The organism is Enterocloster lavalensis (genome assembly GCF_046603895.1).
Classification (GTDB): domain Bacteria; phylum Bacillota; class Clostridia; order Lachnospirales; family Lachnospiraceae; genus Enterocloster; species Enterocloster lavalensis.
In genome coordinates this window covers 1,188,022-1,200,990 of sequence record NZ_CP176637.1, presented here as the reverse complement: position 1 = coordinate 1,200,990, position 12,969 = coordinate 1,188,022, and the positions used below count along the sequence as shown (strand labels likewise).

The following is a 12,969-nucleotide window of genomic DNA, read 5'->3' as shown; positions in this document are numbered from 1 at the left end:
CGTGTCCGCTCCGATTTGGTTGAATGTAATGGGCCGCTGGCGCAGCCTGCGGGCGATTGCTGAGAGGCAGCAGGCCGGAAATTCCACGCTCGGGTCGGGGCGTCCTGGTCCGACCGCGGCACCCTGGTCCGGCCGCCGTGCCCCGATTCCGTCGCCATGCTCCGGTTCCGCCGCCGCGCCCCTGTCCGGCCGCCTACAGCGGAAGAAATACCGGCTTCCGCTGATGGAACACCGTGTAATACTTGAAGCCGCAGCGTTTCAGAAGCTCCCGGCAGTAGTCGAAATCATAGCCCAGGTGTTCCGGTTTGTGGGCGTCTGAGCCGACGGTGAGGATTTCCCCGCCCAGCTCCCGGTAACGGACCAGCACTTCCTCAGTGGGATTGGGGTGTCCAAGACCGTATTTGAGGCCGCCGGTGTTGCACTCCAGACCCTTGCCGCGGCGGATCAGCTCCACCAGTATCATGTCGATGAGATCGCGAAAGCGCTCGTAGCTGTACTGCTCGTTCTGGTGGGGGGCGTAGCGGACCACATAGTCCAGGTGGCCGAACACATCGTAGCAGTCCATGGTTTTGGCGTTTTCCAGGGATACGTTGAGAAAACGCTCAAACGCCTCGGCCTCGGTGCGCCCGGCCCAGAAGTTTTCATCAAACGGGTCCAGCCGGTCCGCGAAATGGCAGGAGCCGATGATAAAGTCCAGTCTGGCGCCAAAACGTTCCACCAACGCGTCCAGATATTGTTTCAGGTGGGGCTGAAGTCCCAGCTCGATCCCGATGTTAACCCGGATCTTGTCGCGGTACTCCAGGCGGATCTGCTCTAGGGAATTTAAATAGGGAGGGATGTCCAGATAGAAGTTTGTAGCGCAGAAATCCGAGTCATAGTCGTGGTGGTCGGTGATGCAGATTTCCTCCATCCCCAGCGCGATGGCCCGGTCTATCTGTGCCCGGACCGGCGTCTCGCTGTCCCCGGAAAACTCAGTGTGCATGTGAAAGTCACAGATCATAGTCGATTCTCCTTGGAAAAATAGTTCCAACATTTATGTTGGCCGTGGTGCCGCAGTGTTTTAGCGGCTCTATAATACTTATATCACAATCTGAGGCGGTCCGAAAGCACAATTTGCACGGGGAGGGTTGAATTTGACGTTTTAGCGGAAAACGCCCCGGTTTAGCGCAAAAACCGCCGGAAATGCGCGAAGCGATCATTCTGCTGTCAGGATACCCGGATATCATGCGCAGAAGGCAAAAATAGACGACAAAGGGTTATAAAGCCGTTATTCCGAAATGTAGGATTTGACAGGAATAACGGCTTTTTCCATGAATAAATGTATGAAAAAGGGAAAACAATAAAAAAATAAAAAAGGACTTGCCATTTCTATCGAAATTGATTACAATATAGGAAGGTTGATTAATATTTAACAATAATATATTTTTTAACAAACTAGGAGGAATTGATCATGGCAGTAAAAGTAGCGATTAATGGTTTTGGACGTATTGGACGTCTGGCTTTCCGTCAGATGTTCGGAGCTGAAGGTTATGATGTTGTTGCAATCAACGATCTGACTGATCCCAAGATGCTTGCTCATCTGTTAAAGTATGATACCGCTCAGGGCGGATATGCCGGACGTTTAGGCGAAGGCCTGCACACCGTTGAGGCCGGCGAGGGCTGCATCATCGTGGACGGCAAGGAAATCACCATTTACAAAGAGCCCAAGGCTGCTGACCTGCCGTGGGGAGAGATCGGTGTTGACGTAGTGTTAGAGTGCACCGGTTTCTATTGCTCCAAAGATAAAGCACAGGCTCACATCGACGCTGGCGCCAAGAAAGTGGTTATCTCCGCTCCGGCCGGCAACGATCTGAAGACCATCGTTTACAGCGTAAACGAGAACACCCTGACCGCTGAGGATACCATCATCTCCGCAGCTTCCTGCACCACCAACTGCCTGGCTCCCATGGCGAAGGCTCTGAACGACTACGCTCCCATCCAGAGCGGTATCATGAGCACCATCCATGCTTACACCGGCGACCAGATGATCCTGGACGGACCACACAGAAAAGGCGATCTGAGAAGAGCAAGAGCTGGCGCTGCCAACATCGTTCCCAACTCCACCGGCGCTGCCAAGGCAATCGGCCTGGTGATCCCGGAGCTGAACGGCAAGCTGATCGGTTCCGCACAGCGTGTTCCGGTTCCGACCGGTTCCACCACCATCTTAACCGCTGTTGTTAAGAAGGCGAACGTGACCAAGGAAGAGATCAACGCCGTTATGAAGGCTGCCGCTTCCGAGTCCTACGGCTACAACGAGGATCCCATCGTTTCCTCCGACGTGATCGGCATGAAGTACGGCTCCCTGTTCGACGCAACCCAGACCATGGTTTGCCAGATCGCGGATGACCTGTACGAGGTTCAGGTTGTTGCCTGGTACGACAACGAGAACTCCTACACCAGCCAGATGGTTAGAACCATTAAGTACTTCGCTGAGCTGGGCTAATTGGAACACCTCAATAAAAGTACGAAGATTTAGTAGACTCATGAAGGGTCCGGTCGTTTGGACCGGGCCCTTTTTAAGCGCAAAGCGCCGGCCTGCGGCAAAATGCCGTCAAAACAAGGCCGGTGATCATCTGAAAGGGGATTTAAACTATGTTAAACAAGAAAACAGTTGACGATCTGAAGGATTTACAGGGCAAGAAGGTACTGGTTCGCTGCGATTTCAACGTTCCGTTAAAAGAGGGCGTGATTCAGAACTACAACCGCATCGACGGCGCCATTCCCACCATCAAAAAGCTGCTGGATCAGGGCGCGAAGGTGATTCTCTGCTCCCATCTGGGCAAACCCAAGGGCCAGCCGCTGCCGGAGATGAGCCTGGCTCCCGTGGCTCCCGCTCTCAGCGAGAGACTGGGCGTGGAGGTGAAGTTCGTGGACGATCCCCAGGTGACCGGCGAGGAGACCAAAAAGGTTGCCGCTGAGTTAAAGGACGGCGAGGTTCTGCTGCTTCAGAACACCCGCTACAGAATTGAGGAGACCAAGTACAAAGAGGGCGACGCCGCTACGGAAGCTTATGCGAAAGAACTGGCTGATCTGTGCGACGGCGGCGTGTTCGTGGACGACGCCTTCGGAACCGCTCACAGAGCCCACTGCTCCAACGTTGGCGTTACCAAATACACCAAGGAGAACGTGGTTGGCTATCTGATGCAGAAGGAGATCAAGTTCCTGGGCCAGGCCGTTGAGAATCCGGTCCGTCCCTTCGTTGCCATCCTGGGCGGCGCCAAGGTTTCCGACAAGATCAACGTGATCAACAACCTGCTGGATAAAGTAGACACCCTGATCATCGGCGGCGGCATGGCTTACACCTTTGCCAAGGCCCAAGGCCAGGAGATCGGCAACTCCCTGTGCGAGGCGGATAAGCTGGATTACGCGCTGGAGATGGTGAAAAAGGCTGAGGAGAAGGGCGTGAAGCTGCTGCTTCCCGTGGACCACGTGGAAGGCAAGGAGTTCTCCAACGATACCGAGCACAAGGTTGTGGACGTGATCGACGCCGGCTGGTCCGGTTTCGACATCGGCCCCAAGACCATCGAGCTGTACAAGGACGCTTTAAAAGGCGCCAAGACCGTGGTTTGGAACGGACCCATGGGCGTATTTGAATTCTCCAACTTTGCGGAGGGCACCCTGGAAATCTGCCGCGCGGTAGCGGAGCTGGCGGACGCGACCACCGTTATCGGCGGCGGCGATTCCGTGAACGCTGTGAAGAGACTGGGCTTCGCGGACAAGATGACCCACATTTCCACCGGCGGCGGCGCTTCCCTGGAATTCCTGGAAGGCAAGGAGCTGCCCGGCGTAGCTGCGGCTGACAACGCCTGATTGCGATTTGTGAAATGACGATGGCCCCCTGTGAATAAGGGGGCCTTTGAGGGATAATGCACATAGAAGGAGAAGTTAAAATGGCAAGAAAGAAAATTATCGCAGGCAACTGGAAAATGAACATGACTCCCACCGAGGCCGTGGCCCTGGTAAACGAGTTAAAGCCCTTAGTGGCCAATGACGAGGTGGACGTGGTGTTCTGCGTTCCGGCTATCGACATCATCCCCGCCATGGAGGCTGCCAAGGGCAGCAACATCCACATCGGCGCTGAGAATATGTACTTTGAGGAGAAGGGAGCCTTCACCGGCGAGATTTCCCCGAATATGCTGGTGGATGCCGGCGTAAAATATGTGGTGATCGGACATTCCGAGCGCCGTGAGTATTTTGCGGAGACCGACGAGACCGTGAACAAGAAGGTGTTAAAGGCCTTCGAGCACGGCATCACCCCCATCATCTGCTGCGGCGAGTCCCTGACCCAGAGAGAGCAGGGCATCACCATCGACTGGATTCGCCAGCAGATCAAGATCGCGTTCCTGAACGTGACCGCGGATCAGGCTAAGACCGCTGTGATCGCCTACGAGCCCATCTGGGCCATCGGCACCGGCAAGGTGGCCACCACCGAGCAGGCGGAAGAGGTCTGCGCAGCCATCCGCGTATGCATCGGCGAGATCTACGACGAGGCGACCGCTGAGGCCATCCGCATCCAGTACGGCGGCTCCGTGTCCGCTTCCTCCGCTCCCGAGCTGTTCGCACAGGCGAATATCGACGGCGGTCTGGTGGGCGGCGCTTCCCTGAAGCCGGATTTCGGAAAGATTGTCAACTACAACAAGTAAAATGATGGTAACAGTTCAGGACGGCGGGGAAATTGGCTCGGAAAGCCGCGTCAAGCTCGCTTGTAAGCGGCTTTTCGTGCCAATTTCCACATCGGATGGACATCCGATGCTTCTTGACCGTCTTTTTCGGTCAAGAAGATGAGCCGTCCTGAACAGTTACAAATGATGGAAGTAACGCCGCGGCTTCCGGCTGTTTGGATTTGAGCAGGCAGGAGGACGCGGCAGGGCGAATGCTTCTTCCGTCCCGGGACGGCCCTTTGGGAAGGGACTCCGGGAGGCAGAAGCATTTGCGTGTCTTAGAAGGAGATATGAAAACGATGAGTAAGAGACCAACCGTATTAATGATCCTCGATGGTTACGGCCTGAACAAGAATTGCGACCACAACGCGGTCTGCGAGGCGAAAACCCCGGTGATGGACCAGCTGATGAGCCAGTGCCCCTTTGTGGAGGGCCAGGCCAGCGGCATGTTCGTGGGACTTCCCGACGGGCAGATGGGCAACTCCGAGGTGGGACACTTAAACATGGGCGCGGGCCGTATCGTATACCAGGAGCTGACCCGCATCACCAAGTCCATCCAGGACGGGGACTTTTTCGAGGTGCCGGAGTTTTTGACTGCGGTGGAGAACTGCAAGAAGAACGGCTCCGCCCTGCACCTGTTCGGGCTGGTGTCCGACGGCGGCGTGCACAGCCACAATACCCACATTTACGGGCTGCTGGAGCTGGCGAAGCGTAACGGCCTGGAGAAGGTGTATGTACACTGCTTCCTGGACGGCCGCGATACGCCCCCGGAATCCGGCAAGGATTTTGTGGCCCAGCTGGAGGCTAAGATGGCCGAGATCGGCGTGGGACAGGTGGCGTCCGTGATGGGGCGTTACTACGCAATGGACCGTGACAAGCGCTGGGACCGCGTGGAGATGGCTTACAACGCGCTGACCAAGGGCCAGGGCAAGACCGCGCAGAGCGCTACCGGTGGGATTCAGGCTTCCTACGACGACGGGAAGGCAGATGAGTTCGTGATTCCCTTTGTGGTGGAGAAGGACGGGAAGCCGGTGGCAACCATCCAGGATCGGGATTCTGTAATTTTCTTTAACTTCCGGCCGGACCGGGCGAGGGAGATCACCAGGGCGTTTTGCGACGACGAGTTTGACGGGTTTGCAAGGGAGAAGCGCCTGGATCTGGTGTATGTGTGCTTTACGGATTATGATGAGACTATCGCGAATAAGCTGGTGGCGTTCCGCAAGGAGAGCATCACGAATACTTTCGGAGAGTTCCTGGCGGCTCACGGCAAGACTCAGGTGAGGATTGCGGAGACTGAGAAGTATGCGCATGTGACGTTCTTCTTTAATGGAGGCGTGGAGGAGCCAAATGAGGGCGAGGACCGGATTCTGGTGCCGTCGCCTAAGGAAGTGGCTACCTATGATCTGAAGCCGGAGATGAGCGCGCCGCAGGTTTGCGATAAGCTGGTGGAGGCGATCAAGTCCGGGAAGTATGATGTGGTGATTATCAATTTCGCCAATCCGGATATGGTGGGGCATACCGGCGTTGAGGATGCGGCGATCAAGGCCATTGAGACGGTGGACGCCTGTGTTGGGCGCGCGGTGGACGCGATTAAGGAAGTGGACGGCGTGATGTTTATCTGCGCGGACCACGGTAATGCGGAGCAGCTGGTGGATTATGTGACCGGCGATCCGTTTACGGCCCATACGACGAATCCGGTGCCGTTTATTCTGGTGAACGCGGATCCGCAGTATAAGCTGCGCGAGGGCGGGGCATTGTGTGATATTGTGCCGACACTGATTGAACTGATGGGGATGGAACAGCCGAAGGAGATGAGTGGGAAGTCTTTGTTGGTGAAGTAAGATAGAAGATTTGAGAAAAAATAGGCCGTGCTGGCCCTGGAATTGTTTCTGGGGGCGCGGCCTTTTTTGATGCATCCGTTCGTGAGGCGGCGGGAACCGGGGATGGAGACTCCGGGTCTCCGCGATGGCAGCGTCTAAGGGGGAAGGAACACGAAAAGGCGGGCACCGCTCCGAGCTCCGGCGCCGGCCTGATGCCGGCCCCTCCGCCTCCGCTTTGCTCCGGGCTTTGAGAGCCCTGCGCAATCCCACCTTTTCGCGTCCCTTCCCCCTAAGTCGCTGCGAATCGCTCCAAAGTCGCCTCCATCCCCGGTTCCCGCCGCCTCACCCGCTAGGGGTTGGGGGAAGGGGATTTTATAATTTTTTTTGGGGAGGGGGATTTTTTTTGGGTGGAGCTGGGGATGTGTTGGGAGGGGGGATTTTGCGGGAGGTTAGAGTGGTGTAGGTTAGGTTGAGGAGACGGCCGGTGAGACCGCCGAGGAGGGAAATGGTGAAGTAGCCGGTGTAGAGGATGTAGGCTCCATGGAGGTGGTTAAGCAGGGTGGGGCCGGCCAGGATGTCCAGGAGGGAGATGGGGAGGGCGAGGAGTGGACAGAGGGCGGAATGGAGGATGAAGGATTTTTGGGGATGGAGGCCGTAGAGCAGGGAGATAAGAAAGCAGCCCAGCGGGATGGTTCCCAAGAGCAGCCCCAGGCCCAGGTCGCCGGTGTCGCAGTCCGGATGGCGGCGTAGGGTTAGGGCGTACTGGGCTGTGGGGATGAGATAGAAATTTATGAGATGCAGGGGAATGTACTTTTTCATGGCGCGCCTCCTTTTATGAGAATATTGTACCTTGCCGGCAGCCAAAGGCTGTCGATAGGAGCTATGTTTTCTTGATTGTAACATGAAGAGAACGGGAGGAACATATGGAGTTTGTCATTTTGGGAGTGACATTTGTCATGAGATGAAAGCGGGATTGAGGGAAGTTTGATTTGAACAAGAAAGCCGCCGGTGTTGGCCGGCGGCTTGAGGTTTGGTTTTGGTTTGAATGAATTTTCAGATACACTCTAGGAGTGATGAGCGGCGGCCAGCTCCAAAGCTGCTTCGGAGGCCAGATCCTGGGAGGCGACTTTCTGGGGGGCCTCGGCGGGCTGCTCGGGTTTGGCCGCTTTGGCGGCGGGTTTGGTCTCGGCCTTCTTGGCGGGGATGCTGCCGGAGAGGCGGATGGCGGCTTTGGCGCAGGCCGGACCGACCATCTCGTAGAGGATTCCGCTGGACAGGATGATCGTGGAGAGCATCTCGCCGCTGGCGGCCGGAAGCATTCTCTGACCAAGCACGGCCAGGCCGATGGATACGCCTGCCTGGGGGATTAAGGCAAGACCGAAGTATTTCTTGATCTCAGGTGTCGCATTGGTTACCAGGGCGCCCAGGGTGGAGCCGAGGTATTTGCCAACGATGCGGACCAGGAAGTAGATCACACCCACAAAACCGGCGCTGATCAGGCTGGGCAGAGAGAGCCGCATGCCGGACAGCACGAAGAACATAACCAACAGAGGCGGGGTGAACTGGTTCAGCTGCTTGAACAGGTGCTTGTTGCCGCTGGTGTTGATGTAGATGGTGCCGGAGGCCATGCAGGCCAGCAGCGGGGATACGTTCATGGTGGAACAGAAACCGGCCACGCCCATGATGCACACGCAGGCCAGCACCAGGCTGTGGTCTTTGCTGCGGCGCTCGTGGATCAGCTTGCTGAGGAGCCAGCCGCTGCCTCCGCCGATGAGCAGAGCCACGATGTTGAAGAAAATGGGCAGCAGAAGCTGGGTCATGTTCAGGCCGCCCTCGCCTGCGGTGGCCTGCACGATGGCGGCGCACACGCTGAACGCGATCAGGGCAACAGCGTCGTCCAAAGCAACGACCTGCAGGATTGTGTCGATAAAGTGGCCTTTCGCCTTGTACTGGCGGATGGTCATGATGGTGGAGGCCGGCGCGGTGGCACAGCCGATGGCGCCCAGCAGCAACGAGAAGGGAAGGGACAGCCCTAACAGCAGCATGACGATGGTGATCAGCACGCCGGCGGTGAGGGATTCAAACAGGGTCAGGATGACGACCTTGATCCCGCTCTTTTTCAGAGCCGAGAGCTTGAAGTATTTACCCACGCCGAAGGCGATGAAGGCCAGCGCCACGTCGGTGATGAAATCCATCTGGCTGATATACTCCTGGGGAACCAGGTGCAGGCACCAGGGCCCGATCAAAACACCGGATAGAATATATCCGGTGACGTTGGGAAGGTGCGCCAGTTTGGTGAGTCTTGTGAACAGAAATCCGGAAATCAGCATAATTGCCGCGGTGAGGATGATTCCGGAACCATGAAGATTTAATAAAATTTGAGCCATAGTGATACTCCCCTTTCCATTATGTATAACTGATACATTCTGTCATAGCTCAAAGCCGTGTATATATGAAATACCGGAAATCATACTTAAATGCGTCGGTCACAGGCTTTCCAGCCTTTCATACATAAGCGGCTTTTATCCACGCTTTCCCCCGGTGGAATGAAGCTATTTCTTTGTTCTGCTTGATTATAGTAGCGTTTGGTGATAAAATCAAATGATATAAATTGATTGGGGCATAAAGAAAATTTATGCCGCTCAGGAGGACGGGGTATGTTTGATTCAAAGGCGAATACGCTTCTGGCAGTGGTACAAACCGGAAGTTACACGAAAGCGGCGGCGAAACTGAACCTGACGCAGCCGGCGGTGAGCCATCACATACGGCTGCTGGAAACGGAATTTAATATTAAATTATTTTATAGGGATAAAAATAAGCTGAAATTGACGCCGCAGGGGAAAATTCTCGTACAATATGCCAAGCGGGCTGCCGCTGTGTACGCGAATGCCTGCCAGGCGCTGGAGGACAGCAAGACGGGGGCAGGGCACTTAAACGTGGGCATCACCCCCACGGCCGGCGAGACCATTCTGCCCCAGGTTTTGGCCACGCTCTGCAATGAAAATCCCAAAATACATATAAACATTTGTATGAACACGATTCAAAAAATTTATAACCGGCTCAAAACCTATGAGCTGGATTTTGGGGTTGTGGAGGGCGCGGTGCCGGATGAGAGCCTGGTGACCACGGCTCTGGACACGGATTACCTCTGCCTGGCCGTTTCGCCCATGCACCGGCTGGCCCGGGCCAAGACGGCTTCCGTGGAGGATATCCGCCACGAAAAGCTGATTCTGCGCAGCCGTAGCGCCGGAACGAGACAGCTGTTTGAGAAACATCTGGAGGCCAGGGGGCTGTCCCTGGAGGGATTCAATGTGATGATGGAGCTGGACAACGTGGCAATGATTAAGGAGCTGGTGAGCATGGATATGGGGATCACGGTGATCGCCAAGAGCGCCTGCAGGGAGGAAGCGGCGGCCGGACGGCTGGCTGTCATCCCGATCGAGAATTCCAGTATGGTCCGCCAGATCGATATTGTTTATCTGAAGGATTTCATGCACCCGGAGATTATTGAGAACATCCGGGAGATTTACGAGCAGCTCCGGGGCAAGTGAGAGTTGTGTGTTTTGCGGACATAGAAATAGGAAGTGGGAGAAAGGATTGGTCAGATGAGCATTACCATTTCATTTACGATGGAACCGAAGATGAGCCTGACGGGCACAAAGCCCTGGGACGGGGAGCAGACCGCAGGGTTCACGAAAGGGCTGGCAAAGGAGCTGGGGTATCACTGCGACGTGATTTCCGGATATGTGGTCTACCAGCTGTGCCCGGAGGGATTTTTGTGGATGACCTGGAAGGGAAAGCAGCTGGTGGGGGACTGCCAGACCAATATTGCAGGGCCGGGATTTCATGCGGCCGTGGTCTATTTTCTGGAACTGTTCGCGGCCAGGGGTAGCCTGAAGCTTTCGGTGAAGGACCCCACCGGGTTTTACGCGGACCGGAATTTCGAGCGCATGCGCCGGGAGTATTTCTACGGCTGGTTTAAGAAGCTGCTCCACGCCATTGTGTCCCGGGTGGGGACGGGCGAGGGCAAGCTGGTGTGCTGGCCCTCGGACTATTACCTGCCCCAGGAGCAGCCGGGGATCGTGATGACCCATATCCGGGGCTTCGGCGTCCGGGAGCTTAAGGGGATTGTCCAGTCCGGGCTGACAAACGCCTTTGCCAAGGACTTTTTTGTGTGGTGCGACGAGGAGAAGGATGCCTGGTATTTCCGCAACTGCGCCCTGGTGCTGTTGAATCAGCAGTGTTATTTCAAGCCCTCCGCCCGCAGTAATGAGGACCTGCTGGTCAACCGCGAGGTGATCCGCCTGCTGGAAAAGACCCTGGAAATGGACCGGACGGTGCCGTTTCCCGTGGCGGAATACCGGGAGGTGTGCGCTTTGGACGGACATGAACCGGTGGACTTAACCGGCGTGTGCCCCATGACGGAGGAGCAGCCCGTGGGCTGCCGCAGAGGGCTTTTGCAGCGGACCATCGGCCGGATGCGCTTTGCGGTGCCGGGAAGCTTTCTCTACGATCTGCAGACCCAGGGAAACTCGGAGCGCTATTATGATGAGAGCGATGGAAACCGCCGGGATTACTACATCTGCGCGGTCAAGACCGAGGGGGACGCCCAGATTCGCCCGGAGCCCTTTGAGCGGGAGACGGTGCTGCGGACGGAGGAATTCGCCGCGGGCGGCGTGACCGGGAAGCTTGCGGTCTACAAGCCGTCAAATCGGCCGCTGCCGGGAAAACCGGCGGTGACCAATGCGGTGCTGGTGGGCGAGAGCCTGGCATTCAGGCGCGGGGAACCTCAGGAGGATACGGGGCTTAAGGAGAGCATCGCCTACACTGTGGCGGCCCAGATCGCGTACAGGGACCAGCTGACAATCGTCAGCATCACCTCCGGGCGGGCGGAGGACGAGGCGTGGGCCATCGACCTGATCCGAAAGGTGGAAATTGTGGGCTGAACCATCCAGGGGCAACCGTTTGTGTGTAATCCGTGGAAACAAATGTGCGCGACCAGTTGACAAACACGGTACATGTTGTTACAATTATGAAGATACTATAAAACTTATTAACAAAATAAGATGATGGAGGTTAGTATGAAAAAAATTCTTAGTATTTCGCTGGCAGCGATCATGATCTCTTCGCTTGCAGCCTGCGGAAACAGCAGCAGCACGCCTCAGACCAAGGCCGTTGAGACACAGGCCGAGACTAAGGCTGAGGAGACAAAAGCAGAGGAAACCAAGGCTGAGGAAGCCAAAGAAGGGACCGAGGCCGCCGGCGAGAAGGCTGCCGCTGATTACCACATTGGTATCGTAACCGGTTCCGTTTCCCAGTCCGAGGACGACCGCCGCGGCGCAGAAGCGTTCCAGGCAGAGTACGGCGAGGACATGGTAAAGCTTGCCATCTACCCGGACAACTTCACCGAGGAGCTTGAGACCACAATCCAGACAATCGTAAACCTTTCCGATGATCCCCAGATGAAGGCGATCATCGTTAACCAGTCCGTACCGGGCACCACCGAGGCGTTCCGTAAGATCAAAGAGAGCCGCCCCGACATCCTGTGTATCGCAGGTGAGAGCCACGAGGATCTGCCGGAGATCGGCAGCGCGGCCGATCTGGTCTGCAACAACGACTTCGTTGCCCGCGGCTACCTGATCATCCGCACCGCTCACGAGCTGGGCTGCGACACCTTCGTACATATCTCCTTCCCGCGTCACATGGCTTATGAGACCATGAGCCGCCGTGTGGCCATCATGCAGGCAGCCTGCGAGGAGTTCGGCATGAAGTTCGTACTTGAGACCGCTCCCGATCCCACCTCCGACGTTGGCGTTGCCGGCGCTCAGGCTTACATTCTGGAGAAGGTTCCGGAGTGGGTTGAGAAGTACGGCGAGAACGCTGCTTACTTCTGTACCAACGACGCGCACACCGAGCCCCTGTTAAAGCAGTTGCTTGAGTACGGCGGCTACTTCATCGAGGCTGACCTTCCCTCCCCGTTAATGGGTTATCCGGGAGCTCTTGGTATCGACCTGACCGCTGAGGCCGGCGATTTCGAGAAGATCCTTGCAAAGGTTGAGTCCACCATCTGCGAGAAGGGCGGCGCTGACCACTTCGGCACATGGGCATACTCCTATGGCTACATCCAGAGCGCAGGTCTTGCACAGCACGCTATGAACGTGCTCAACGGCGAGAGCGAGCTGGACGACATGGACGATATCGCGAAGGCATATCAGAAATATTCACCCAAGGCGGAGTGGAACGGCTCCAACTACACCAACGTAGACACCGGCGTTAAGCTGGGCAATGTATTCCTGGTATATCAGGACACCTACATCATGGGCAATCCCGGACACTTCATGGGCTCCACTCAGGTTGAGGTTCCGGAGAAGTATTTCACCATTAAATAAGTCGCTTATAAAAATAGCAAGTATGGGAAACAGGGGGAGGAAATTTCCTCCCCCATTGTT

General features: G+C 56.2%; 10 protein-coding genes. 8 read left to right on the top strand and 2 right to left on the bottom strand.

From position 1 onward, the window contains the following. Positions 1-193: 193 nt before the first annotated feature. Positions 194-1,000 (bottom strand): histidinol-phosphatase HisJ family protein, encoded by an 807-nt coding sequence (locus ACK2JC_RS05295; RefSeq protein ID WP_118754982.1) that lies wholly within the window; start codon positions 998-1,000, stop codon positions 194-196. A gap of 450 nt (positions 1,001-1,450) precedes the next feature. Here ACK2JC_RS05295 and gap point away from each other — a divergent pair, with 450 nt between their 5' ends. The 5 genes from gap to ACK2JC_RS05270 all read left to right on the top strand — a co-directional run bounded on the left by gap (position 1,451) and on the right by ACK2JC_RS05270 (position 7,270). Further along, a complete protein-coding gene (gene gap, locus ACK2JC_RS05290) occupies positions 1,451-2,482 on the top strand; it encodes a type I glyceraldehyde-3-phosphate dehydrogenase (RefSeq protein WP_276853908.1) in 1,032 nt (343 codons plus the stop codon). Positions 2,483-2,631: 149 nt separating this feature from the next. Next, positions 2,632-3,849: a phosphoglycerate kinase gene (locus ACK2JC_RS05285; RefSeq protein ID WP_007709869.1), complete on the top strand. Its 1,218-nt coding sequence runs from the start codon at positions 2,632-2,634 to the stop codon at positions 3,847-3,849. An 80-nt stretch (positions 3,850-3,929) separates the two neighbouring features. Then, complete coding sequence (gene tpiA / locus ACK2JC_RS05280) at positions 3,930-4,682, top strand: triose-phosphate isomerase (protein WP_118754980.1); 753 nt, start codon at positions 3,930-3,932, stop codon at positions 4,680-4,682. Between the two features lie 317 nt (positions 4,683-4,999). Then, positions 5,000-6,541: a 2,3-bisphosphoglycerate-independent phosphoglycerate mutase gene (gene gpmI / locus ACK2JC_RS05275; protein ID WP_276853901.1), complete on the top strand. Its 1,542-nt coding sequence runs from the start codon at positions 5,000-5,002 to the stop codon at positions 6,539-6,541. Positions 6,542-7,060: 519 nt separating this feature from the next. Next, positions 7,061-7,270 carry a hypothetical protein gene (locus ACK2JC_RS05270; RefSeq protein WP_276853897.1) on the top strand — a complete coding sequence of 70 codons (210 nt, stop codon included), beginning with the start codon at positions 7,061-7,063 and terminating at the stop codon, positions 7,268-7,270. 314 nt (positions 7,271-7,584) lie between these two features. On the opposite strand, the gene ACK2JC_RS05265 is transcribed toward ACK2JC_RS05270, so the two are convergent. Further along, a complete protein-coding gene (locus tag ACK2JC_RS05265) occupies positions 7,585-8,907 on the bottom strand; it encodes a cation:proton antiporter (RefSeq protein WP_276853895.1) in 1,323 nt (440 codons plus the stop codon). 270 nt (positions 8,908-9,177) lie between these two features. On the opposite strand from ACK2JC_RS05265, the gene ACK2JC_RS05260 reads away from it, so the two are divergent. From ACK2JC_RS05260 to ACK2JC_RS05250, 3 genes are all read left to right on the top strand, one after another. Further along, on the top strand, positions 9,178-10,071 hold the full coding sequence (locus ACK2JC_RS05260) for a LysR family transcriptional regulator (protein WP_007709922.1): 894 nt from the start codon (positions 9,178-9,180) through the stop codon (positions 10,069-10,071). Positions 10,072-10,125: 54 nt separating this feature from the next. Then, the gene (locus ACK2JC_RS05255; RefSeq protein WP_276853889.1) at positions 10,126-11,466 is read left to right on the top strand and encodes a hypothetical protein; all 1,341 of its coding nucleotides are present in this window, start codon (positions 10,126-10,128) and stop codon (positions 11,464-11,466) included. Between the two features lie 135 nt (positions 11,467-11,601). Then, positions 11,602-12,909, top strand: coding sequence for a DUF3798 domain-containing protein (locus ACK2JC_RS05250; protein WP_092361940.1), 1,308 nt, complete (start codon positions 11,602-11,604; stop codon positions 12,907-12,909). Positions 12,910-12,969: the final 60 nt, after the last annotated feature.

What these genes read in the sequence shown, in the direction of transcription:
- ACK2JC_RS05295 (WP_118754982.1), bottom strand. Translation starts at nt 1,000, where the DNA reads ATGATCTGTGACTTTCACATGCACACTGAGTTTTCCGGGGACAGCGAG.
- ACK2JC_RS05265 (WP_276853895.1), bottom strand. Translation starts at nt 8,907, where the DNA reads ATGGCTCAAATTTTATTAAATCTTCATGGTTCCGGAATCATCCTCACC.
- ACK2JC_RS05270 (WP_276853897.1), top strand. Translation starts at nt 7,061, where the DNA reads ATGGAGGTGGTTAAGCAGGGTGGGGCCGGCCAGGATGTCCAGGAGGGA.
- ACK2JC_RS05260 (WP_007709922.1), top strand. Translation starts at nt 9,178, where the DNA reads ATGTTTGATTCAAAGGCGAATACGCTTCTGGCAGTGGTACAAACCGGA.
- gap (WP_276853908.1), top strand. Translation starts at nt 1,451, where the DNA reads ATGGCAGTAAAAGTAGCGATTAATGGTTTTGGACGTATTGGACGTCTG.
- tpiA (WP_118754980.1), top strand. Translation starts at nt 3,930, where the DNA reads ATGGCAAGAAAGAAAATTATCGCAGGCAACTGGAAAATGAACATGACT.
- ACK2JC_RS05250 (WP_092361940.1), top strand. Translation starts at nt 11,602, where the DNA reads ATGAAAAAAATTCTTAGTATTTCGCTGGCAGCGATCATGATCTCTTCG.
- ACK2JC_RS05285 (WP_007709869.1), top strand. Translation starts at nt 2,632, where the DNA reads ATGTTAAACAAGAAAACAGTTGACGATCTGAAGGATTTACAGGGCAAG.
- gpmI (WP_276853901.1), top strand. Translation starts at nt 5,000, where the DNA reads ATGAGTAAGAGACCAACCGTATTAATGATCCTCGATGGTTACGGCCTG.
- ACK2JC_RS05255 (WP_276853889.1), top strand. Translation starts at nt 10,126, where the DNA reads ATGAGCATTACCATTTCATTTACGATGGAACCGAAGATGAGCCTGACG.